23 protein-coding genes and 1 tRNA gene are annotated in these 22,751 nt (G+C 62.3%); 9 read left to right on the top strand and 15 right to left on the bottom strand.

What is annotated here, in order from left to right:
• Positions 1 to 262 precede the first annotated feature (262 nt).
• From era to rpoZ, 9 genes are all read right to left on the bottom strand, one after another.
• Complete coding sequence (gene era, locus ACYHH6_RS16410; protein ID WP_192256708.1) at positions 263 to 1,195, bottom strand: GTPase Era; 933 nt, start codon at positions 1,193 to 1,195, stop codon at positions 263 to 265.
• Positions 1,192 to 1,908 (bottom strand): ribonuclease III, encoded by a 717-nt coding sequence (rnc, locus tag ACYHH6_RS16405; RefSeq protein WP_352584961.1) that lies wholly within the window; start codon positions 1,906 to 1,908, stop codon positions 1,192 to 1,194. The genes era and rnc overlap by 4 nt, the downstream gene beginning before the upstream one ends.
• The gene (gene lepB / locus ACYHH6_RS16400) at positions 1,908 to 2,657 is read right to left on the bottom strand and encodes a signal peptidase I (protein ID WP_352584959.1); all 750 of its coding nucleotides are present in this window, start codon (positions 2,655 to 2,657) and stop codon (positions 1,908 to 1,910) included. The genes rnc and lepB overlap by 1 nt, the downstream gene beginning before the upstream one ends.
• A 95-nt stretch (positions 2,658 to 2,752) precedes the next feature.
• Entirely contained in the window at positions 2,753 to 3,166 is a 414-nt protein-coding gene (gene acpS, locus ACYHH6_RS16395) for a holo-ACP synthase (protein WP_352584957.1), read from the bottom strand.
• Positions 3,163 to 3,747, bottom strand: coding sequence for a DUF2062 domain-containing protein (locus ACYHH6_RS16390; protein WP_352584955.1), 585 nt, complete (start codon positions 3,745 to 3,747; stop codon positions 3,163 to 3,165). The genes acpS and ACYHH6_RS16390 overlap by 4 nt, the downstream gene beginning before the upstream one ends.
• 263 nt (positions 3,748 to 4,010) lie before the next feature.
• Entirely contained in the window at positions 4,011 to 4,391 is a 381-nt protein-coding gene (locus ACYHH6_RS16385; RefSeq protein WP_352584953.1) for a VOC family protein, read from the bottom strand.
• 16 nt (positions 4,392 to 4,407) lie between these two features.
• Positions 4,408 to 4,986 (bottom strand): orotate phosphoribosyltransferase, encoded by a 579-nt coding sequence (pyrE, locus tag ACYHH6_RS16380; RefSeq protein WP_352584951.1) that lies wholly within the window; start codon positions 4,984 to 4,986, stop codon positions 4,408 to 4,410.
• 25 nt (positions 4,987 to 5,011) lie between these two features.
• Positions 5,012 to 7,243: a RelA/SpoT family protein gene (locus tag ACYHH6_RS16375; protein ID WP_192256693.1), complete on the bottom strand. Its 2,232-nt coding sequence runs from the start codon at positions 7,241 to 7,243 to the stop codon at positions 5,012 to 5,014.
• Positions 7,244 to 7,370: 127 nt separating this feature from the next.
• Positions 7,371 to 7,772 carry a DNA-directed RNA polymerase subunit omega gene (gene rpoZ, locus ACYHH6_RS16370; RefSeq protein ID WP_027045279.1) on the bottom strand — a complete coding sequence of 134 codons (402 nt, stop codon included), beginning with the start codon at positions 7,770 to 7,772 and terminating at the stop codon, positions 7,371 to 7,373.
• A 331-nt stretch (positions 7,773 to 8,103) separates the two neighbouring features.
• Between rpoZ and ACYHH6_RS16365 the strand changes: the two genes are divergently transcribed.
• Positions 8,104 to 8,685 (top strand): LabA-like NYN domain-containing protein, encoded by a 582-nt coding sequence (locus tag ACYHH6_RS16365; RefSeq protein ID WP_112560724.1) that lies wholly within the window; start codon positions 8,104 to 8,106, stop codon positions 8,683 to 8,685.
• 12 nt (positions 8,686 to 8,697) lie between these two features.
• Positions 8,698 to 9,348, top strand: coding sequence for a uracil-DNA glycosylase (locus tag ACYHH6_RS16360; RefSeq protein WP_352584949.1), 651 nt, complete (start codon positions 8,698 to 8,700; stop codon positions 9,346 to 9,348).
• 18 nt (positions 9,349 to 9,366) lie between these two features.
• Here ACYHH6_RS16360 and ACYHH6_RS16355 read toward each other — a convergent pair whose 3' ends face one another.
• Positions 9,367 to 9,840, bottom strand: coding sequence for an Lrp/AsnC family transcriptional regulator (locus ACYHH6_RS16355; protein WP_352584947.1), 474 nt, complete (start codon positions 9,838 to 9,840; stop codon positions 9,367 to 9,369).
• A 145-nt stretch (positions 9,841 to 9,985) separates the two neighbouring features.
• Between ACYHH6_RS16355 and ACYHH6_RS16350 the strand changes: the two genes are divergently transcribed.
• A complete protein-coding gene (locus ACYHH6_RS16350) occupies positions 9,986 to 10,891 on the top strand; it encodes a DMT family transporter (protein ID WP_352584945.1) in 906 nt (301 codons plus the stop codon).
• 1 nt (position 10,892) lies between these two features.
• On the opposite strand, the gene ACYHH6_RS16345 is transcribed toward ACYHH6_RS16350, so the two are convergent.
• The 3 genes from ACYHH6_RS16345 to dapA form a co-directional block, all read right to left on the bottom strand.
• On the bottom strand, positions 10,893 to 11,621 hold the full coding sequence (locus ACYHH6_RS16345; protein ID WP_352584943.1) for a glycoside hydrolase family 25 protein: 729 nt from the start codon (positions 11,619 to 11,621) through the stop codon (positions 10,893 to 10,895).
• 89 nt (positions 11,622 to 11,710) lie between these two features.
• Positions 11,711 to 12,190, bottom strand: coding sequence for an SsrA-binding protein SmpB (smpB, locus tag ACYHH6_RS16340; protein WP_025583626.1), 480 nt, complete (start codon positions 12,188 to 12,190; stop codon positions 11,711 to 11,713).
• A 25-nt stretch (positions 12,191 to 12,215) separates the two neighbouring features.
• Complete coding sequence (gene dapA / locus ACYHH6_RS16335) at positions 12,216 to 13,097, bottom strand: 4-hydroxy-tetrahydrodipicolinate synthase (protein ID WP_352584941.1); 882 nt, start codon at positions 13,095 to 13,097, stop codon at positions 12,216 to 12,218.
• Positions 13,098 to 13,343: 246 nt separating this feature from the next.
• Between dapA and ACYHH6_RS16330 the strand changes: the two genes are divergently transcribed.
• Together ACYHH6_RS16330 and ACYHH6_RS16325 are read left to right on the top strand one after the other, a co-directional pair.
• A complete protein-coding gene (locus ACYHH6_RS16330) occupies positions 13,344 to 15,377 on the top strand; it encodes a lytic transglycosylase domain-containing protein (RefSeq protein WP_352584939.1) in 2,034 nt (677 codons plus the stop codon).
• Positions 15,378 to 15,689: 312 nt separating this feature from the next.
• Complete coding sequence (locus ACYHH6_RS16325; protein ID WP_352584937.1) at positions 15,690 to 16,589, top strand: alpha/beta fold hydrolase; 900 nt, start codon at positions 15,690 to 15,692, stop codon at positions 16,587 to 16,589.
• Positions 16,590 to 16,648: 59 nt separating this feature from the next.
• Here the strand turns inward: ACYHH6_RS16325 and ACYHH6_RS16320 are convergent, their stop codons facing one another.
• Both ACYHH6_RS16320 and ACYHH6_RS16315 read right to left on the bottom strand, forming a co-directional pair.
• On the bottom strand, positions 16,649 to 17,671 hold the full coding sequence (locus ACYHH6_RS16320) for a tyrosine-type recombinase/integrase (protein WP_352585239.1): 1,023 nt from the start codon (positions 17,669 to 17,671) through the stop codon (positions 16,649 to 16,651).
• A 288-nt stretch (positions 17,672 to 17,959) separates the two neighbouring features.
• Positions 17,960 to 19,153 (bottom strand): porin, encoded by a 1,194-nt coding sequence (locus tag ACYHH6_RS16315; protein WP_352584936.1) that lies wholly within the window; start codon positions 19,151 to 19,153, stop codon positions 17,960 to 17,962.
• A gap of 463 nt (positions 19,154 to 19,616) precedes the next feature.
• Between ACYHH6_RS16315 and ACYHH6_RS16310 the strand changes: the two genes are divergently transcribed.
• The 4 genes from ACYHH6_RS16310 to ACYHH6_RS16295 all read left to right on the top strand — a co-directional run bounded on the left by ACYHH6_RS16310 (position 19,617) and on the right by ACYHH6_RS16295 (position 22,707).
• Positions 19,617 to 19,707: transfer RNA gene (locus ACYHH6_RS16310), tRNA-Ser, on the top strand.
• A 95-nt stretch (positions 19,708 to 19,802) separates the two neighbouring features.
• Positions 19,803 to 20,054 (top strand): GIY-YIG nuclease family protein, encoded by a 252-nt coding sequence (locus tag ACYHH6_RS16305; protein WP_352584934.1) that lies wholly within the window; start codon positions 19,803 to 19,805, stop codon positions 20,052 to 20,054.
• A 98-nt stretch (positions 20,055 to 20,152) separates the two neighbouring features.
• A complete protein-coding gene (locus tag ACYHH6_RS16300) occupies positions 20,153 to 21,328 on the top strand; it encodes a porin (protein ID WP_203278052.1) in 1,176 nt (391 codons plus the stop codon).
• A 266-nt stretch (positions 21,329 to 21,594) separates the two neighbouring features.
• On the top strand, positions 21,595 to 22,707 hold the full coding sequence (locus ACYHH6_RS16295) for a pyridoxal phosphate-dependent aminotransferase (protein ID WP_352584932.1): 1,113 nt from the start codon (positions 21,595 to 21,597) through the stop codon (positions 22,705 to 22,707).
• Positions 22,708 to 22,751 lie beyond the last annotated feature (44 nt).

Genomic DNA, 22,751 nt, shown 5'->3' with positions numbered 1-22,751 from the left:
GCATGGTCGGCCAGCACCTCATCGATCACGCGCCGGGATCTTTCGGCCTCGGCCTGGTTGGCGTCGTGTCCGGCAACGGTGATCAGCGCCTTCCACAGCGCCCAGCCGCGGCCGCGTGCCCAGGTCGCTTCGTCGACGTCGATATGTTCGCGAAACGTCTCCCGGCTTTCAGCCGGCGCACGAGATCGGTATCGATGGTCAGTTTTGGGTCACTCATATCGTCATCTCAAACTGCCGGGGCGGCAGTTCTAGACGACGAAGCTCAATGGGGAAACTCAAGCCCCATCTCGCGGTAGCGCTCGGGATCATCGCCCCAGTTCTCGCGCACCTTGACGAACAGGAACAGGTGCACCTTCTGTTCCAAAATGCCGGCGATCTCCATGCGCGCGGCCTGCCCGATGGCGCGGATCGTCTCGCCCTTGTGGCCGAGCACGATCTTCTTCTGGCTGTCGCGCTCGACATAGATGGTCTGGTCGATACGCACCGAGCCGTCCGGCTTCTCTTCCCATTTCTCGGTCTCGATATGGGAGGAATAGGGCAACTCCTGATGCAGCCGCAAATACAGCTTTTCGCGCGTGATCTCGGCTGCCAGCTGGCGCATCGGTAGGTCGGAGATCTGATCCTCCGGATAGTACCAGGGGCCGACTGGCAGCGCCTGCGCGAGGTAATCGAGCAAATCCTTGCAGCCGGAGCCGGTCAGCGCCGAGACCATGAAGGTGCGCTTGAACGGCACTTTTTCGTTTGCTGCCGCGGCCAAGGCCAGCAGCGCCTCGTGCTTGACCCGGTCGACCTTGTTGAGGATCAGCACCATCGGCTGGCGCACGTCTTTCAGCCGCTCGAGGATGGCGTCGGCGTCACCCCTGATGCCGCGCTCGGCATCGATCAAGAGCAGCACGATATCGGCGTCCTTGGCGCCGCCCCAGGCGGTGGTCACCATCGCGGTGTCGAGCCGGCGCTTCGGCTTGAAGATGCCGGGCGTGTCGACGAAGACGATCTGTGCATTGTCATGCGTGGCGATGCCGCGCACGATAGCGCGGGTGGTCTGCACCTTGTGGGTGACGATCGACACTTTGGCGCCGACCAGTTGGTTGACCAAAGTCGACTTGCCGGCATTGGGCGCGCCGATCAGGGCGACGAAGCCGGAATGCGTAGCAGGCGTCTCCGCTGCCGAGGGCAAGTCTTCGCTGGCGGTCATGCCGCACTCCCTTGGTTGGCCCAGATGCCTTCGCGTAACAGAAATGCCGATGCCGCCGCTTCTTCGGCTGCACGGCGAGAGCCGCCCATGCCGCTTGCCGGGGCAAAACCACTGACCTTCACGGACACCGTGAAGACCGGTTGGTGTTCAGGTCCTTCGCGTTTTTCGATCGCGTATTCGGGCCTGACATCGCTGCTCTTGGCGATCCATTCCTGCAGGTCGGATTTCGGATTGGGCGGCTTTGCCACAACCTTTTGCGAGCGCGGCTCCCAGTATCGCAGGACGAATTGCCTGGCCGCATCGAGGCCGCCATCGATATAGACCGCCGCGATCAGCGCCTCGACCGCATCCGCCAGATAGTTTCCGCCCGAGCCGCGCGAGCGCGCCTTCAAGGCGGCGTCGGCGCGGACCAGATCTTCCAGCTGCATTTCAATGCCGATCTCGGAGCATGTCCGCGCATCGACCAGGGCATTGAAGCGCGGCGCGATTTCACCTTCCGGCGCTTCGGGAAATTTTTCGAAAAGCAGGTCGGCAACGATCAGGCCGAGCACGCGGTCGCCGAGGAATTCGAGGCGCTGGTTGTTGCTGCTTGCCTTGACCGCACTGGAATGGGTCAGCGCGGTCTCGAGCAAACGGACATCCCGGAAGGAATGGCCGGTTCTGGCTTTCACCAAATCGGCCAGAGTTTCACCAGTCGGGCGCTTCAAGGCCATCAATTTACGAAATGGAACATGCGCGACAGGCGCACCAGCGACGGCCATTTCCAGATCTCGAGCGGACTCGCTTTGCCTGCGATCGAGAAGAAAACGATGTTGGCGCGGCCGACCAGGTTTTCAGCCGGGACGTAGCCGACGCTCAGGCGGCTGTCGGAGGAATTGTCGCGGTTATCACCCATCATGAAATAGTTGCCGGGCGGCACAACGAACTCGCGGGTGTTGTCGGTGATCGAATTCGGTGTCAGGTCGAGCGTGTCGTAGCTGACGCCATTGGGCAGAGTCTCGCGATAGACGTCGACCGGCTCAGGCACTTCCGTGATATCAGGATTTTGGATCTGGCCTGTCTTCACACGCGGCACGCCTTGGCCATTGATGAACAGCTGGCCGTCCTTCATCTGGATACGATCACCGGGGAGGCCGACGACGCGCTTGATGTAATCGAGCGACGGATCCGGCGGGAACTTGAACACCACCACGTCGCCACGCTTCGGGTCGGAACCCCAGATACGGCCCGAAAAGATGTCGGGCCCGAACGGCAGCGAATAGCGCGAGAAGCCATAGGACCATTTGGTGACGAAAAGATAGTCGCCTTCGAGCAAGGTCGGCCGCATCGACCCCGACGGGATCGAGAAGGGTTGGAACAGGAGCGTGCGGATGACCATGGCCAGCAGCAAAGCCTGGATGATGACGCTGACGATTTCGCCAAGCCCGCCGGATTTCTTCTCGGATTTTTCAACCACGCTCATGTCGTCCTCGATTGTGCTTGGATGGTATAGAGTCTCGGCGCGCGCTGGGCAACGTCATGCCGGCGTTAGATATAATCGCCGGTCGTCAGACGCAATCAATGTGGCGCTTGTTCGGCGGGCAACGCCTCGATGATCACAAAGGCTTGAGCGAGCGGGAAATCATCGGTGATTGTGAGGTGGATCGCCGCTTTGTGTCCTTGCGGCAGGATTCCGGCCAGTCGCGCAGCCGCCCCGCCGGTCAGCGCCATGGTCGGCTTGCCGCTGGGCAGGTTGACGACACCCATGTCGCGCCAGAACACGCCCTGCGCCAGGCCGGTGCCGAGCGCCTTGGCGCAGGCCTCCTTGGCGGCGAAGCGCTTGGCATAGGAGGCGGCACGCCCGGCCCGGCCCTCGGATCGGGCTTGCTCGACCTCGGTGTAGATGCGCTGGATGAAACGCTGGCCATGCCGTTCCAGCGACTTTTCGATGCGTCTGATGTCGATCAGGTCGCTGCCGATGCCGATGATCATTCCGCCGGAACTTCTCGTCCGCCGTGGCCGGCTTTGTGTACCCGTTCGGCCATGCGCTTGCGGCGCTGCTCGCGAAAGGCGGTCATGCCCCAGCGGGTGATGCCGTAGAAGATGAGCCCGAAGACCAGCCCGAGCGGCACCGCGCCGATCAGCATCGGCTCCAGCACCGGGTGCCACAGTTTGGCAAACGACAGCGTGTGCATCATCTCACCAAGATGCGCAGGCGGTCCGTTCTTGGGCAGGCGTTCATGCAGGATCAGCTTGCCGACTTCCCAGGACGCGCCCCACAGCAGCGGGAAAGTCAGCGGATTGCCGAAGAATACCGCGCCGAGGGCGGCGGCCACCAGATTGCCGGCGATTACCCAGCAGAGCAGGGCGGCAACGGCGAAATGGAAGCCGAGCGGGAAGAAGGAGGCGAACACGCCGGCCGCGACGCCGGCCGCCACTGCGTGCGGCGTCGCCTTCAGCCTGAGGATGCGCTTGGAGAAATACTGCAACGAGCGGGAAAACGAGCGGCGCGGCCATAGATAGGTACGCACCCGCTCCAACAGGCCATCAGGCTTGCGGCGTCGAAAAAGCACTCTGTTTCAATTCCCGTTCAGCAACGCCCCCAACCATCCAAGGCCGGAGGCGATAGGTCTATCTTGCGCTTCGAGGGCGCAGAAAGGCAACAACGACTTTAATATAGCGACTGCCTTGCCGCGGAACAACGAAACGCCGCCGCGCTGGTCTGCCGCAGTCCTGTAAAAGAGCGCCATTGGGGCGAAACTGAGGACAACCTCAGGTGAGAGGTTAGATGACGACGATAAGGCCCGCCCGCGAAGACCATGCCGAGGCGGATAGACTATTCCCGATATTCGCTCACTTCGACCAGATTGCCGTCCGGGTCGCGGAAATAGACCGACATCATTGGGCCGCGAGCGCCGGTACGTTCGACCGGACCGACTTCTATTGCCACGCCATTGGCCTCCAGGCTGCCACAGATCTCGGCGAGCGGCCTCGCGGCGACCAGACAGAAATCGCCGGACCCGGCCGTCGGCGTCCTGGCTTTCGGCTCAAAAGTGCGACCGACTTCATGCAGGTTGATCTTCTGCGACCCGAACAGCAGCGCCGTCGGCCGGTTCGGCTCGTCGAGACGTTTCAGGCCTAGCACGCGCTGATAGAACGCGCAGGTGGCCTCCACCGAGCGGACGGTCAGCACGAAATGATCGATACCGGCGATCACGCGACGACCCTCCCGGTTAGATGTTGCGGCTGCCGGGCTTGATCGCCGGGATGGCGGCCAGTTCCGGCGGCAGGTGGTCGGCGGGATAGGCGGGCACTTCGTATTCGGCGAGCGCGATCAGCGGCACGCCGACATTGGTCTTGCCGGCCGAGCGGTCGATGATGCAGGCGGCCGCCACCACTTCGGCGCCAAGCGCGCGCAGGCAGTCGATGGTCTCGCGGATCGAAAGGCCGGTGGTGACGATGTCCTCGACGATGACGACGCGCGAGCCCGGCGCGATCTCGAAGCGGCGCAGCCTGAACTCGCCGCCTTCGCGCTCGACCCAGATTGCAGGGACGCCGAGATGGCGCGACGTCTCGTAGGCCGGGATCAGACCGCCGATCGCCGGGCCGACGACATAGTCTATCTTGCCCGGCACCGCCTTGCGGATCTTTTCGGCCAGCGCCTTGCACAGGCGCTCCGTCTTGTCGGCATGCATGAAGACCCGCGCCTTCTGCAGGAAGATTGGGCTGCGCAGGCCTGATGTCAGGATGAAATGTCCCTCCAGAACAGCGCCCGCCTCGCGGAATATGCCCAGCACTTCGTCCGTGTTCATCCTGCCTGCCCCGAAAAACTAGTGGTTAGCCGTTGACGCGCCGCGCATCGCTGACGCTCGAATTGTCCTTGAGCTGCGACAGCAGCCGGTTGAGATGCTTCAGATCCCAGACTTCGAGATCGATCAGCATTTCGGTGAAGTCGGGCGCGGTGCGCACCATCGACAGCGTATGGATGTTGGCGTCGTTCGAGGCAACCACCTGGGCGATGTCGGCCAACGACCCTGGGGCGTTGATGGCGGTGACCGAGACGCGCGCCGGAAAGCGTTCCTTGGTCTGCTCGTCAATGTCCCAGCGCACGTCGATCCAGCGTTCCGGCTGGTCGTCGAAGGCCTGCAGCGCCGGCGACTGGATGGGATAGATGGTGATGCCGGTGCCGGGCTGGACGATGCCGACGATGCGGTCGCCGGGCACGGCTCCTTCCGGCGCGAAGCGCACCGGCAGGTCGCCTCGCACGCCGCGGATCGGCACAGCGCCATCGCGCGGCTGGTTCTTGTCCTTGCGCGCGGCTCGCGTACCGGGCATCTGGAACAGCATGCCGGCGGCGTTGCGGATCTTCGACCAGCCCTCCTCGCGCTGCTTGGGGGCACTGACGGTGACGCGCTCGTCCTTGTAGTCGGGGAAGACCGCCTTCATCACGTCGGTGGAGGCCAGTTCGCCGCGCCCGACCGAGGCCAGCACATCCTCGATGTCCTTGCGCGCCAGCCGGTGCAGCACCGGCTTCAGGTTTTCCTTGGTGAAGGTCTTGCCGGCGCGTTCGAAAGCGCGCTCGAGGATGCGGGCGCCGAGACCCGAATACTGCTTGCGGATGGCGTTCTTGGTGGCGCGGCGGATGGCCGAGCGCGCCTTGCCGGTGACAACAACCGATTCCCAGGCCGCCGGCGGCACCTGCGCCTTGGAGCGGATGATCTCGACCTCATCGCCGTTCTTGAGCTCGGTCATCAGCGGCATGATGCGGCCGTTGACCTTGGCGCCGACGCAGGTGTCGCCGACATCGGTGTGCACGGCATAGGCGAAATCGATGGGGGTGGCGCCGCGTGGCAGCGCGATCAGCATGCCTTTCGGCGTGAAGCAGAACACCTGGTCCTGGAACAGCTCCAGCTTGGTGTTTTCGAGGAAATCTTCCGGGTTGTCGCCTTCGGCCAGTTGCTCGATGGTGCGCCGCAGCCACGCATAGGCGTTGGTCTCTTTCGAGATCGTATGGGCGGCACCGTTGGTCTTGCCGCCGGTGTCCTTGTAGATCGAATGGGCGGCGACGCCATATTCGGCGATCTTGTTCATCTCGCGGGTGCGGATCTGCAGTTCGACGCGCTGGCGCGAGGGGCCGACGATTGTGGTGTGGATCGAGCGGTAATCGTTCTGCTTCGGCGTCGAGATGTAATCCTTGAAGCGGCCGGGCACCATCGACCATGTCGTGTGGATGGCGCCGAGCGCGCGGTAACAATCTTCGACGCTGTCGACGACAACGCGGAAACCGAAAATGTCGGAGAGCTGCTCGAAGGACAGCGCCTTGGCCTCCATCTTGCGAAACACCGACCACGGCTTCTTCTGCCGGCTCTTCACGCCGGCGTTGATCGCGTGCTTCTCAAACAGCGCCGACAGCGCCTTCTCAATGTCGGTCAGCACCCCTTTGTTGCGCTCGAAGATCTCGGCAAGCCGCGCGGTGACGGCGCGGTAGGCTTCCGGATTGATGAAGCGGAAGGCGATCTCCTCCAGCTCCTCGCGCATGCCTTGCATGCCCATGCGCCCAGCGAGCGGCGCATAGATATCCATCGTCTCCTCGGCGATGCGCAGGCGCTTGGCCTCGGGCATGTGGTCGAGGGTGCGCATGTTGTGCAAACGGTCGGCGAGCTTGACCAGAAGGACGCGCACATCCTCCGAGATGGCCAGCAACAGCTTGCGCAGGTTCTCCGCCTGCTCGGCCTTCTTGGAGACGAGATCGAGCTTCTTCAGCTTGGTCAGACCCTCGACCAGCTTGCCCATTTCGGGACCGAACAGATCGTCAATCTCGGCCCGCGTCGCGGTCGTGTCCTCGATCGTGTCGTGCAGCAGAGCGACGGCGATCGTCGCCTCGTCCATGTGCATTTCGGTGAGGATGGCAGCGACTTCGAGCGGATGCGAGAAATAGGGATCGCCGGACGCGCGCTTCTGGTGGCCATGCTTCTGCATGGCGTAGACATAGGCCTTGTTGAGCAACGCCTCGTTGACGTCAGGCTTGTAGCGCGCGACGCGCTCGACAAGCTCATACTGACGCATCATGGGCGGGTTCTCGCGGTGCTGAAATGATTGATGCGCCGCACTAGCGTACGGCGCATCTCATAGATAGCCACGAAACTGACGGGACGGAAGTGCCGGAACCATATTCCCGGCAGGTCCAGAGCGCCGCTTAGTAGTCGTCGCTCTTTTCTGGCGGTACCAGGCCTTCGATGCCGGCCAGCAAGTCTTCCTCGGTCATGCGATCGAAGGTGACGTTTTCTTCGGCGTCGTCAGCATCGGTCGCCGCGACTGCGCCGCCGGTCTGGTCGGCGATCGCCTCGCCGTCGGCTTCGGGCTCGTCGACCTCGACATGCTTCTGCAGCGAGTGGATCAGATCTTCCTTGAGGTCGTCGGGCGACAGCGTCTCATCGGCGATCTCGCGCAGCGCTACGACCGGATTCTTGTCGTTGTCGCGCGGCACGGTGATCGGCGCGCCCTGGCTGATCTGGCGGGCGCGATGGCCGGCGAGCAGCACGAGCTCGAAGCGGTTGTCGACCTTGTCGATGCAGTCTTCAACGGTTACGCGGGCCATTGATTGCCCCTTTCATGCCTGGATTTGATGGAAAACAGGCGCGGTCCATAACCCGAACGCCGCCAAAATACAAGCATTATGGCACTGTGACCTCATGGGCCGACCAATACCGGTTTCGGGCGCCGATGAATGGCTTGCCGGCGAAGCCTGCCCACCGGCGACGATACGGCCCCGATCACAATTGCTTGCAGTCGGCCCAGGCACCCTTGGATTGCCGTAAAACTGGCGCTATCTCGGTTGACGAAAGGTCAGCCGGTTTATTTACGAGCCGACCGATATATCAGACCCATTTCGATTAGTCCGCCACCTATTTCGAAAAAGGAATATTGCCATGTTCGACCCCCGTGAAAAAATCGCTCTTTTCATCGACGGCGCCAATCTTTACGCCACCTCGCGGGCACTCGGCTTCGACATAGACTACCGCAAACTGCTGTCGAGCTTTCAAAAGCGCGGCTATCTGCTGCGCGCTTACTACTACACCGCATTGGTCGAGGACCAGGAATACTCTTCGATCCGCCCCTTGATCGACTGGCTCGACTATAATGGCTTCAAGGTGGTGACCAAGCCGGCCAAGGAATTCACCGACTCGACCGGCCGCCGCAAGATCAAGGGCAACATGGACATCGAGCTGACCGTCGATGCGCTCGAGCTCGCCGATGTCGTCGACCACTATGTCATCTTCTCCGGCGATGGCGATTTCCGCACGCTGGTCGAAGCGCTGCAACGGCGCGGCCGCAAGGTCTCGATCGTCTCCACCATGGCCTCGCAGCCGCCGATGATCTCGGATGATCTGCGCCGCCAGGCCGACCACTTCATCGACCTGACATCGCTGAAGAACGAGGTCGGCCGCGATCCATCCGAGCGGCCGGTGCGCCGGCCCGAGCCGGCCGAGGTCGACGAGGAAGACTATTGAGAAGCGGTCGCCTTGAACGCCGCTTCCGAACCCGACCGCGACTGCCCGCTCTGCCCGCGCCTGCATGATTTCATCGCAGACTGGCGGCAGCGCGAGCCGTCCTGGTTCAATGCGCCGGTGCCGACCTTCCTGCCGCCAGAAGGCGACGGCGCCGTCGAGTTGCTGATCGTCGGACTGGCGCCCGGCCTGCGCGGCGCCAACCGCACCGGGCGGCCCTTCACCGGCGACTATGCCGGCGACCTGCTCTACTCCACACTGATTGCGCACGGCTTTGCGCGCGGCGAGTTCAAGGCGCGGCCCGATGACGGCTTGCTGCTGGTCGGCACCGCGATCACCAATGCGGTGCGCTGCGTGCCGCCAGAGAACAGGCCGGTCGGCGCTGAGATCGCCACCTGCCGCAGTTTTTTGGTGCCGACGATTGCGCGCTTCCCCAGGCTGCGTGCAGTGCTGGCGCTGGGTTCGATCGCTCACCAGTCGACGGTCAGGGCGCTGGGCCAGCGCGTCGCCGCCTATCCATTCAAGCATGGCGGCCAGCTCGAGGCCGGCGCTGTTACACTGTTTTCCAGCTATCACTGCTCGCGCTACAACACCAACACCGGTGTTTTGACAGAGGCGATGTTCGTCAAGGTTTTCAGCGACATCGCCGCTTTCCTGCGGGGCTGAGGGCTGCCAAGTGTCGTCTCACACCGGCAGCAGCGCGTCCGGCTTCACATCCGATATCGACGCATAGGTGTGGGTTTCCCGCACACCCGGCAGCGGCAGGATCACGCGCTTCAAAAAATCCTGATAGGCGGCCATCTCGGAAATGCGCGCCTTCACCAGATAGTCGAAGCCGCCGACGACCATGTGGCACTCCAGCACTTCGGGGGCTTTCGCCACTGCCTCGGCGAAACGGTCGAACACATGCGGCGCTGCCTGGTCGAGCCTGACTTCGATGAAGACGAGCGTGCCCCGGCCGATCTTTTGCGGATTGTGCACGGCCCGGACGGCAGTGATGAACCCGTCACGAAACAGGCGCTTCACCCGCTGGCTGGCGCCGGTCGGCGACAGGCCGACTCGGGCTGCGAGATCGAGCGTGGTGCGGCGGCCGTCCTCCTGCAGCAACCGCAGCAGGCTGCGGTCGATGGCATCAAGCTGATCGGATTCATGATTCACGTTCGTAGTGCCCCTGTTGTGTGATTTTCACTTCCCAATTGCGAAAACAGCATATTTTGTCGCACCATTTTCAACAATAGGCTGCGCTTTAAGCGAGAGCCGCTGGAGGAAGAAACCTCCGCCGGCAGGATCCAACGGGATGAGAATGCGCGCGGCAGAGGACCGAAACACGAAGCCCGCAATTCTTGCCGGCCTGGCCATGATCGGCATTTACGCCTTGCAGTTCGTCGCCGCCCGGTTCAGCCTGCGGGAGCATCTGACGGCGACCGATCTCGCGACCTTGCGCTTTATCGGCGCCGGCATGGTCATGCTGCCGGTCGTCTGGAGAAGCGGCCTGGCGACCATCAAGGCATTGGGCTGGAGACGTGCCTGGACGCTGGCGGCGCTGGCCGGCCTGCCCTACCCGATCATCATCAATTGGGGCCTGACCTATGCGCCCGCCGCGCATGGCGCTGCACTTTGCCCTGCCTCGATCGTGTTCTTCTCGTTCTTGCTGTCGCACATGGCTACGACTGATAAAGCCTCGCGCCAGCGAACCATCGGCGTCGCCGCCATCATCGCCGGGCTGATCCTTTTCATCGCGCCGGTGCGCCCCGGCAGCGGCGTGAAGGATGTCCTGTTCGGTGATCTTTTGTTCATCGCGTCGGGCGCAATGTTTGCCGCCTATGCCGTTCTCGTGCGGCGCTGGCGCGTCGATCCGGTCACGGCGACCGCAACGGTCGTGCTCCTGTCATGCGTGCCGCTGCCATTGCTCTATTTCTTTGCCCCGAGCGGGCTGCGCGCCGCATCAGTGGCCGAGATCGCCAGCCAGATCGTCATTCAAGGGTTTTTGGCAGGTGCGGCCGCCATGTTCCTCTACACCTATGTCGTCCGACAGTTGGGGTCGCAAACGGCATCGCTGTTCATGCCATGCGTGCCGATCGCAACTGTCCTGATCGCCATGACGGTGCTCGGCGAAACGCCGACCGGCACCCAGTTCGCCGCCATCGTGATCATGGCTGCTGGAATGGCCTATTCGGCTGTTGCCAGACCTGCGGCCAAGACTGCCTGATTCAGGGCGATGGCGATGGTTGTGCAGATGGAGCAAACAACTCAGCCAGCGTTTGCTGCCCGCCCTGCAGCACATTGAGGTCGACATCGCCCTCGATGCCGTCGACGCGGCCCATATTGTGGTACTGCCAGTAGATCCAGCCGTCCTCGCTCGGTTTGATCGCCAGCGAGCGCAGCCAGCGCCGACGCACAGCTATCTGTTCGGCATAGGCGTCCTTAGCCTCGTCGGTCAGGTAGATGATCGCCGGCTTGCCGAACGCGGCTTCAACCGGCCCGAGGAAGGCCTGGAGTTCCGCGCCCAGCTGTTGCGGCGATGGGCGCTGCGGACAATTGCCGCCGAATTCGATGTCGACCACCGGCGGCAGCAGCGGCTGGTCGTGCGGCACCACTGCAATGAAATTCTTCGCCTGGTCGGCGCCTGGCCGGCAGAAGGTGAAAAAGTGGTAGGCGCCGACCGCAAGGCCGGCCGCACGGGCCTCGCGCAGGTTTTTGGCAAAGGCATCGTCGACATGGTCGCCACCCTCGGTCGCCTTGATGATGGCGAAAGCGACGTCATCGGCCGCAACGCGCCGCCAGTCGATCTCGCGCTGATGATGGGAAACGTCGATGCCCCTGACCGGATAGCTGTCCCGATCCGGCGAGAAGGTCTGGAAATACAAGAAGCCGCCTGCCGCGACGAGGCCGGCAATGACCAGACTGGCCGCAGACCAAAGGATGATCCGGTTCTTCAAGACCATCCCCTGTTCATCGTCGTGGCTGATTGGTCGAAACCCTTGAAGGCCAAACCGTTGGCTTTTCTAAGGCTATTCTCCGAGGCCCCTCACCCCCGCTCTTTGAGAAGCCGGCCCTTCTCGCGCGACCAGTCGCGCTGTTTTTCGGTTTCGCGCTTGTCGTGCAGTTTCTTGCCGCGGCCGACGGCGAGCAGCAGCTTGGCGCGGCCCTGGTCGTTGAAATAAATCTTCAGCGGCACCAGCGTCATGCCTTCGCGCTCAATGCTTTGTGACAGTTTTGCCATCTCGCGCTTGTTGAGCAGCAGCTTTCGGCGCCGGCGCGGCTCATGGTTGAAGCGGTTGGCTTGCAGATATTCCGGCAGATAGGAATTGATCAGCCAGATCTCGCCGCCTTCGACCGAGGCGTAACTGTCCTGGATGTTGGCCTGGCCCTGGCGCAAAGACTTGACCTCGGTGCCGGTCAGCACCAGGCCGGCCTCGACGGTGTCGAGCACCTCATAGGAAAACCGCGCCTTGCGGTTTTCCGCAACGGTCTTGTTGTTGGGATCGGCTTTTCTGACTTGATTCATGATGCGGAGAGGTGGCGCCTCATCCTCAATTTATCAAGCCGGCGTGCTTCATCGCCGCATCGATCTTCTCGGCGGTCGATGCCTCGATCGTCACCAGCGGAGAGCGCACAACGTTCTCGACCTTGCCAATCTTCGACAGCGCGTATTTGACGCCGCACAGGCCGGGCTCGAGGAAGATCGCCTTGTGCAGCGGCAGCAGACGGTCCTGCAACTCCAGCGCCTTGGCGCTGTCGCCGGACAGCGTGGCCTCCTGGAATTCGGCACACAGCCTGGGCGCGACATTCGATGTCACCGAGATACAGCCGACGCCGCCATGGGCATTGAAGCCGAGTGCGGAGGCATCCTCGCCCGAAAGCTGGATGAAATCCTTGCCACAGGTGGCGCGCTGTTCGGACACACGCTCGACCTTGCCGGTGGCATCCTTGACGCCAACGATGTTCTTGAAGTCGTGCGCCAGCCGACCCATCGTTTCGGGCATCATGTCGATCACCGAGCGCGGCGGGATGTTGTAGATGATGATCGGCAGGCTGGTCGCCCGGGCGACGGCCGCGAAATGCTCGTAGAGGCCGCGCTGCGTCGGCTTGTTGTAATAGGGCGTGACGACCAGAGCCGCGTCGGCGCCCGCCTGCTCGGCATACTGCACCAGACCGACCGCTTCCGCGGTGTTGTTGGAGCCGGCGCCGGCGACGACAGGCACCCTGCCCTTGGCGACCTCGATGCAGACCTTGACGACATGGCGATGCTCGTCGTGCGACAGCGTCGGCGACTCGCCGGTGGTGCCGACCGGGACGAGGCCCGTGGTGCCCTCTGCCAGTTGCCACTCGACGAAAGCGCGAAAGGCTTTCTCGTCGAAACGCCCGCTCTTTTCGAACGGTGTCACGAGCGCAGTAAGCGAGCCTCTCAGCATATCGTCCAACTCCTTGGGACTTTTCGGTTTCTTGGTGTGTTTTAGCGTCGGCGCCTTCTAGCCGAAAGCGAAGCCGCGCACCATAGTCTCGACACTGTTGCGCGGCAAGCATGCCGATGGTGCCAGCAAGCGCAATTCGAACGGCCTCGATAACCCTTTGTTTACGGGCTCTTCACGACCTAAGTCTAGGCTCTCAGGCACCTGGGCTTGCCATTTAAAGTGCCGCAACAGGGAAAGATCAGGATCATGCCGGCCAGTCGGCCCCGCCGCTTCGTATTGCTTGGCGCCGTTGCCCTGCTGATAGCGGGGACGGCTGCAAACGAGAGCGTCGATGAGCAGACGACCTCGTCGATCCCGATGCCTGGCCTGCAGGACGGCGCGCAGACTGAGGCGCCCTCCGCCAGTATCGTCGTGTTGAAAGGCGGTCTCGACGCGTTGGCGACCGGCGATATTGCCGCGGCACGCGCCGTGCGCGAAACATTGCCGGCCAATTCGCTGGACCGCCACATCCTTGCCTGGGCGATCGCGCTCTATGGCGGCGACCGTGTGCCGAGCAGCGAGATTGCCGATACCGCAAAGATGTTGCCGACCTGGCCAGGCACCATCGCCTTGCGCAAGAACAGCGAGCGCGCGCTCTACCGCGAAAGCCCGTCGCCGCAGACCGTGGTGAAAGCCTTTGACGGCAGCCAACCGCTGACCTTTGAAGGCGTGGTGATCCTGGCCCGCTCTTATGTGGCGCTTGGCAACATCAAAGCGGCGCTCTCGGTGCTGTCACCGTTCTGGCGCACCGAGAAACTGGAAGCGAAGGATGAGGCGTCCGTCATCAGAGAGTTTGGCGCCATCATCCCGACTGCCGACCATCGTTTCCGCATGGAACGGATGTTTTATGCCGACCGGGAGAATTCAGCGCTGCGGGTCGCAGCGCTTGCCGGCGCGCAACCGCTGGCCGATGCCTGGGCCGCCGCCTCGCGTGGTGACAAGACCACGGCCAAGCTGTTGAAAGCAGTGCCTGCGGCGCAGCAATCGGCCGGCTATTTCTTCGCGCAAGCCGAATATCTGCGCAAGCAGCGGAAGTTTGCGGATGCCGCCGCATTGGTGATGAAAGCGCCAACCGATCGTGACGCGCTGGTCGATCCCGATGCCTGGTGGGTCGAGCGCCGCGTGTTGTCGCGCGCACTGGTCGACCAGGGCGACTGGAAGACTGCCTACAAGATCGTTGCCGCGCATGCCGCCGAAAGCCCCGTCAGTGCCGCCGAGGCTGAATTCCACGCCGGCTGGTATGCGCTGCGCGGCCTCAACGATCCCGCGACGGCCTCGACCCATTTTGCCCGCATCGCCGACCTCGCGCAGGGGCCGATGTCTCTGTCGCGCGCCTATTACTGGCTTGGCCGCGCGGCGGAAGTCGGTGGCCCCGGCGATGCGAAGACCTATTTCACCAAGGCGGCCGCCTATGGCACCACCTTCTACGGGCAGTTGGCGGCGGAACGGGTTGGTCTGCGCACGCTGAACATCGTCTATCCCGAGCCAAGCACCGCAGACCGCCAAAGCTTTGACGGACGCGAAGCGGTCAGCGCCATCAAGCGGCTGCAGGAGGCGGGCTATGACCGCTATGCCGAGACGCTCTACCGCGACCTCGCCGGACAGTTGACCAGCCCCGGCGAACTGGCGCTGCTGGCCGTGCTGGCGGAAAAGCAGGGCAACCATTTCATGGCGCTGAAGGTCGGCAAGATCGCCGGCGCGCGCGGCATCGATGTCGGCGCGCTGTCGCACCCGCTGGGCGTCATTCCCGACACCGCCGACATTTCCGGCTCGGGCAAGGCGCTGGCCTATGCCATCGCCCGCCAGGAAAGCGAGTTCAATGTCGGCGCCGTCTCCAGCGCCGGCGCGCGCGGCCTGCTGCAGCTGATGCCGGGCACCGCAAAGCAATTGGCCAAGAAGGCCGGGCTAACGTTTTCGCAGGATCGGCTGACCAGCGATGCCGGCTACAATGCGACCCTGGGCGCGGCCTTCCTCGGCGAGCAACTCGACCGCTTCGGCGGCTCCTATGTGCTGACCTTCGCCGGCTACAATGCCGGCCCCAACCGCGCCAGCCAATGGGTAGCCAAATATGGCGACCCGCGCGGCAAGGGCATCGACGCGGTCGTCGACTGGATCGAACGGATTCCCTACACGGAAACAAGAAGCTACGTTCAGCGCGTGATGGAGAATTACGAAGTCTACAAGATGCGCATTTCGGGCAAGTACGACATTATCGGCGACCTGGTGAACGGGCGGAGCTGAGGCGACAGAGCTGTCGCCTCAGGCAGACATTTGGCGATCCTTCGCGCCCCCCTCTGGCCTGCCGGCCATCTCCCCCACGAGTGGGGAGATCAGCTTTCATCCTCGATTTCGCCCATCTCCAATGTCGCGGAAAAGGCGCAGCACCCGATCCGCCAATCTCCCCCCTCGTGGGGGAGATGTCCGGCAGGACAGAGGGGGGCGCTGTCCCTCCGGACATTTCCAAGCTTGTCAGCCTGCCGACAACCTCCGATTTGACCACCCCCGCCCTCACCTGTAGCAGTCGGAGACGATCCGACCAGGGAGCCCCTTCAGATGTCGAGCAGCGACGGCTTTTCCGACTTTTTCTACACCGCGCCGGACGGGCTCAAGCTTCACGCCCGCGTCTATGGCGAGACAAACTCGGGTACATGGCCGGTCGTCTGCCTGCCTGGGCTGACCCGCAACGCGCGCGACTTTCATGAGCTTGCGCTCTATCTGTCGCGGCGGGCCAACCATCCGCGCAGGGTCATCGCCTTCGACTATCGCGGCCGTGGCCAGTCGGCCTACGATCCTGAAATCGGCCACTACAATGTCGGCATCGAGGCCGGCGACGTCCTCGCCGGGCTAGCCGCTCTGAATGTCGAGGAAGCGGCCTTCATCGGCACGTCGCGCGGCGGGCTGATCATCCATGTGCTCGGCGCGCTGCGGCCAGCCGTGCTGAAAGCCATTGTGCTCAACGACATCGGCCCGGTGATCGAGGCCGAGGGGCTCACCCATATCCGCACCTATCTCGATCCGGCACCAAAGCCGAAGAGCCGCGCCGAGGCAATCGATGCCCAACGCAGCGCTCATGGCGCGGATTTTCCTGCGCTGACCGAGGCGGATTGGGAGCGGATGGTGTCGGCTCTCTATCGCGAGACGGATCAGGGGCTGATGCCGGATTTCGATCCGCGGCTGGTCGAGACACTGGCCGGCTTCGACCCCAGCAAGCCGTTGCCGGATTTGTGGCCGCAGTTCGAGGCGCTGGCGGCCATACCGCTGCTTGCCATACGCGGGGCCAACTCGAAACTTTTGTCGGTGGAGACGTTCGAAGAGATGGGCAAGCGCCATCCCGGCCTGGAAGCGATCACCGTCGAGGGCCAGGGCCACGCCCCCTTCCTGGAGACAGGCAATCTGCCCGGCGCCATCGTAGCTTTCCTGGATAAGGCGGAAAACACAGCTCGAACAAAGTAATCCCCAAGATCAAACAGGATCCTGGGGTTACCTTTTCAGTATATGAAAGCTCGGCGGAACTATTTGGCTTTCGAGCTTTTCCTGGGCGCCTTGACCGCTTTCGCCGCGGTCGCTGCGCCCTTTTGCGTCGGCGCTGCCGTTGAAGGCGTGGTCAGCGGCGATGCGAAGGCCGAGCTTTCGCCTGACAAACCCTCGCCGCGCGACGTTTCCAGCACGACGACGCAACCGTCGAGATCGTTGGTGGCCAGGTGCGCATAGCGCATGGTCATCGAAAGCGTCTGGTGGCCGAGCCACATCTGCACGCGGCGGATGTCGATGCCGCCCTGGACCAAACGCGACGCGCAGGTGTGGCGCAATATATGCGGCACGACCTGGTCGTCGGCGCCGAGGCCGACTTCGGCCTTGGCATCGTTCCAGATGGCGCGAAATTGTGCCTGGCTGAGTTTGGTGAACGGACCCTTGGGCCTGCGACCCTCTGAGGGTGGCAGCTTGATCACCTCTTTGACCCGTTCGGTCATCGGAATGGTGCGGCTGCGGCCAGATTTGGTAATCCAGAACGAGACGCGGTGTTCCTGGATGTCGTTCCAGATCAATCCGAGTGCCTCGCCGAGGCGACAGCCGGTGTCGACGAGAAAGACGGAGAGACGGTAGGCATCCTCGCTGCGGCTCTTGATGGCGGCGAACAACCTTGCCTCTTCGTCCCTTTCGAGGAAACGAATCCGTCCCGCCCGCTCTTTCTGGCGGCGGAACTCGGGCAGGCTGTGGATATCCCCCATCTTGTAAGCCTTGCGCAGCAGTTTGCTGAGGGCAGCCATCTTTCGATTGATGGTTGCGTTGCTGTTGCCGCGCTGGCGCAAGGTGCCGATAAGGTTGTCCAGGGTGCTCTGGTCGAAGGCGCTGAACCGTTCTCCGAGGAGAATCTCGTCTATTTCGCCGATGAAGGAGCTGACATTGTATTTATGCCGCCCATCATCCCAGAGTATGTCTCGGTATGCTGAAAAAAGCTCTCCGACCCGGTGCGACTTTACTTCTCTGATCTTGTTGTAGCTGTATTTTATCTTGGAGGTTTGAGAAGAGAACATTGAGAAATGTTCGGAGGGATCACCCTCTTGTATCGCTTCGATGGTCATCAAATGCCACACCCCCGAGTGGATAGAGTCAGACCTACCCGCTTGGAAGCGTCCTTTCAAGAGATTTAATCACGCAGTTGTGAATTCATCCGCCCATCAGCGGATCCCACGAACTCACCCTACGGACTGTTCAGCTGCCGATTCCCCCTGTTCCTTCTGCTTGTCTTGACCCAGTCACGAAACAAAACAGCCCGGGCGTTGAAGCGCCCGGGCTGGTATTCACCTGTCTAAAGCCAGCCCTTAGAACGAGCGCTGGAAGCGGAGCATGCCGCCGATGGCGTCGTCGTCGCCAGCAGAAATACCGGTCCAGTTGTGGTTCGAGCCAAGGGTATCGACCTCGTCGATCTTGCCTGCATTGACGTAGTCAACTTCAGCCGTGATCGTCAGGCCCGGGACAATATCGTAAGCGATGTTGGCGGCGACGCCGAGGTTCTCACCTTCGTCATACGAGACCTGGGCGTTGAACGAGGTCTTCTCGTTGATGGTGTAAGTGCCACCACCCCAGACTGCCCAGTTGCCGTCCCACTGCTTGTAGAAGCCGCGGCCGCCGGCCGGGAATGCGTAGGTCGGGTCCGTCAGGTTGTCGTCGGTGCCGTAGCCAGCCATGATGAAGAGCGACAGGTTCTGCATCGGGGTGATGTCCAAACGAACCTTGCCGGCGACTTCTTCATAGTTGCTGTCATAAGCGACGACGCCAGTGATGGCGCCCCAGCCCTGCGTGTACTTCACGCCGCCGACGACATGCGGAACGTAGCTGTCGATCGTGCCCACGCCGTAGGAACCGGCCGTGCCGTCGCCCGCGCCTTCTTCGAGAGAGATCACGGCCGAGAAGCCGTTGCCTGCGTCGAAGTAGTACTGGATGACGTTGGTGTCGAAATCGCCGTAGGGAACGAGCGTATCCTGGATGACGTTGCCGGCGTAGCCGATGAACGTATTGAAGGCCGATTCGTCCTTACCGACGCGCAGACCACCGAGCTGGATCCAGGCGAAGTTCAGCGAGACGGTGTCGCCGTTGCCGGCAGCGTTGACTTCACCGACTGCGCCCGAATCACGGTTGTTGTTCTGGAAGTTGAAGCGGGTCTCGGTGTAGGTCTTCAAGGTGCCGAGTTCGGTTTCCTGGCCGGTCCAGGTCTTCAGCGAGAAGCGGGCGTGCTTGAACCAGGTGTCGTTGCTGCCGCCGTCCTCAGTATCGGTGGACGTCGCACCATCGAACGAGCCGACGTCGCCGCCGCCAATGTCGTAGCGGACATAGCCGCCGATGCGCAGGCAGGTTTCGGTGCCGGGGATGTAGAAGTAGCCCGAGCCGTAAACGTCGCAAATCTTGACGTATTCAGCCGGTTCCGGCTCGGCGACGACGACGGCGTCGGCGGCGCGCGCACCGGAAACTGCGATCAGGGCCGCAGCGGAGCCGAGAAGAAGGCTCTTGATGTTCATTTTCTGACCTCCAGTCAAAAGTTAAAAAACGGGTCTGGGTATTCTTTGCTGAAGGACAGCGTTCCCTGCCCCATCCCCACTACCGAAAAAGATGCGCACCGCGCCGCTCCTTCGAATTCGACATTACCCATGAGACGGCGGCGTTCAACCACGATCGTACCGGCAAAAGGCCTATCCGGGTGCTATCCCCTGGCGTTGTTGCACAAATGACACGATTTGGCCTCAGTCAGAAAGCTCTCGTTAACCATCGAAGGGCCCGGAAGCCTTGGCCTCGGCCTCGCAATACGGCCGAATCCGGCGATGGCCGGCCGAAATTGCGGCTCCGTTGCCGACTCGCTGGCCAAGGAGCTGCCGCAGAATTGCCGTATGCAAAGGGGCTGCTGCGGCCGAATCCGGATTTTTCACGGATAATGGCGCCGGCTTGTTGATTGTGCCGGCGCTTTTCTTTATCCAGCGGCGCAACGGAGAGGTGGCCGAGTGGTCGAAGGCGCTCCCCTGCTAAGGGAGTAGAGGTCAAAAGCTTCTCGTGGGTTCGAATCCCATCCTCTCCGCCACCCTACGCCCTGCGGGCTTCGGGTGGCAGGCCACCCGGAACCGCATTTTGGACGTAGGAGTGTCGCCCGAAGCTACGGAGTAGCGTAGGGGGACCATGTGGTACGTCTACTTCCTGCGGCTCCATAACGGCGATGTCTGTGTCGGATCGTCAAATGACCTTCGACGTCGATTCGAATCTCACCGATCCGGCCATGTGACGTCGACAAAGGCTCACCTGCCTGTGGTCTTGAAGGCCTATATCGGAGTTGAAACCGAGGCCAACGCACGGCAGCTCGAGCGATATTTCAAGACCGGGTCGGGCAAGGCGTTCGCAAGCAAGCGGTTTTTCGCGAACAGCTCCAACTGATTGCCAAGGATGCACATCCCTTTGAATAAAACAGAAAAGCAGAACAACGACCCGCTTTTCACGGACCTCCACTCCCGATTCTGACTGGAGGTCAGAAAATGAACATCAAGAGCCTTCTTCTCGGCTCCGCTGCGGCCCTGATCGCAGTTTCCGGTGCGCGCGCCGCCGACGCCGTCGTCGTCGCCGAGCCGGAACCGGCTGAATACGTCAAGATTTGCGACGTTTACGGCTCGGGCTACTTCTACATCCCCGGCACCGAAACCTGCCTGCGCATCGGCGGCTATGTCCGCTACGACATCGGCGTCGGCGACGTCGGCTCGTTCGATGGTGCCAGGTCCTTCGATCATAAGGACGGCGACGAGCAGGATACCTTCTACAAGAATGCCCGTTTCACGCTGAAGACCTGGACCGGCCAAGAAACCGAACTCGGCACCTTGAAGACCTACACCGAGACCCGCTTCAACTTCGGCAACCGCAACGGCTACCCGTCGGCAGACGATCCGGCAACGGAAGCAGATGAATTCAACTCCAACCCTGCCGGCAACAAGAACGTTTCTCTGAACTTCGCCTGGATCCAGCTCGGTGGCCTTCGCGTCGGTAAGGACGAATCGGCCTTCGATACGTTCATCGGCTACGCCGGCAACGTCATCCAGGATACGCTGGTTCCTTACGGCGATTTCGACACCAACGTCGTCCAGTACTACTTCGATGCCGGCAACGGTTTCTCGGCCGTGGTCTCGCTCGAAGAAGGCTCGGGCACCGTCGGCACCATCGACAGCTACGTTCCGCATGTCGTCGGCGGCGTGAAGTACACGCAGGGCTGGGGAGCCATCACCGGCGTCGTCGCTTATGACAGCAACTATGAGGAAGTCGCCGGCAAGGTTCGTTTGGACATCACCCCGATGCAGAACCTGTCGCTCTTCATCATGGGCGGCTACGGCACCGACGACAATTTGACGGATCCGAACTACGCGATCGACGCCGGTGGCCGCGGCTTCTACAAGCAGTGGGGCGGCAACTGGGCATTCTGGGGTGGTGGCACTTACACCATCAACGAGAAGACCTCGTTCAACCTCCAGGTGTCATATGACGACTGGAAGAACCTCGGCGTCGCCGCGAACATCGCCTACGATGTGGTTCCCGGCTTCACGGTCACAGCCGAAGTCGACTACCTCAATGCAGGCAAGTTCGACGACGCCGACTTCTCCAACTTCACCAACGCCGACAAGAAGAGCAGCGTCGGCGGTCTCCTCCGCTTCCAGCGCTCGTTCTAACAGGCAGAGCCTGACTCAAAATCGAACCCGGCGGGCAACCGCCGGGTTTTTCTTTTGAAGCATCCTTCGCCGTAGTGATTGGGTGATTGGGCTGCGGTGCAGACCTTCAGAAGCTGGAAGCTCAACCGGCGGCTAGGTCATAGAGCCGTGGCGCCCTGTGCCGATTTCGTCTTAGGTGTCCTGGCCACTATTTCCAGGTGCGTCAGAACTTGCACCAACTGACCCAGCACGCTAGCAAGAAGGCCCTTTTCGAGTGAGCCTTTGCGATGCGCCAGCGCCCTGCCCTCACGCCGCTCGTCGGCGCGCTTCCCTCTACGGTGCCGTTTGTCGGTCCTGAGGCGCAGGAGCGTGAGCGCGGCCGCCCGTTTCGTGCCCGCATCGGCGCCAATGAGAGCAGTTTCGGCCCTTCGCCACGTGTCATCGCCCGGATGGAGAGCGTCGCGCGTGACCAGTGGATGTATTGCGACCCCGACAATTACGATCTGAAGCAGGCCGCGGCCCGCCATCTCGGCGTTAGTGCCGAAAACGTGGTGGTGGGCGAAGGCATAGACGGGCTGCTCAGCCTGGTGGCGCGCATGTATGCGGCGCCCGGCGACGCGGTGGTCACCTCGCTCGGCGCCTACCCGACATTCAACTTCCACATTGCCGGCGTCGGCGGCCGACTGGTCACGGTGCCTTACGAGAACGACAAGGAAAGTCTGGACGGCCTGCTGGCTGCGGTCGTCAGGGAAAAAGCGCCGCTGGTCTATCTCTCCAATCCCGACAATCCGATGGGCAGCTGGTGGGAAGCAAGCGAGGTTACCCGCTTCATCGAAGCCTTGCCGGAAACCACCATGCTGGTGCTCGACGAGGCCTATGGCGAGTTGGGGCCGGCCTCGGCACTGCCGCCGATCGATGTCGCGCGGCCCAATGTCATCCGCATGCGCACCTTCTCCAAGGCCTACGGGCTGGCCGGCATTCGCTGCGGTTACGCGGTGGCGGAGGCTGAGGTGATCCGGGATTTCGAGAAGATCCGCAACCATTACGGCGTCAGCCGCATGGCGCAGATCGCCGGCGTCGAGGCGCTTGCCGATCAGGACTGGCTGCGCAGCGTGGCGGCTCGGGTCGCTGCCGGGCGCACACGCATAGCCGGGACTGCCGAGACGAACGGACTGAAGCCGCTGCCGTCAGCGACCAATTTCGTCACCATAGACTGTGGCCAGGACGGCGCCTTCGCGCTGAAGGTGCTGCAAAACCTGTTGTCTCGCGACGTCTTCATCCGCAAGCCTATGGCGCCAGGGCTCGACCGCTGCATCCGGGTCAGCGTCGGCCTCGATCATGAGCTCGACATCTTTGCCGAGGAACTGCCCGGCGCGCTGGCGGCAGCGCGCGGGAACTAGACCGCCATGCGGGGCGGGCCAACGCCGCAAGAACTCTAGACAGA

It is taken from the genome of Mesorhizobium sp. P171375 (assembly GCF_057786075.1).
The sequence above is the reverse complement of the archived record's forward strand: the minus strand, read 5'-3'. Positions and strand labels throughout refer to the sequence as shown.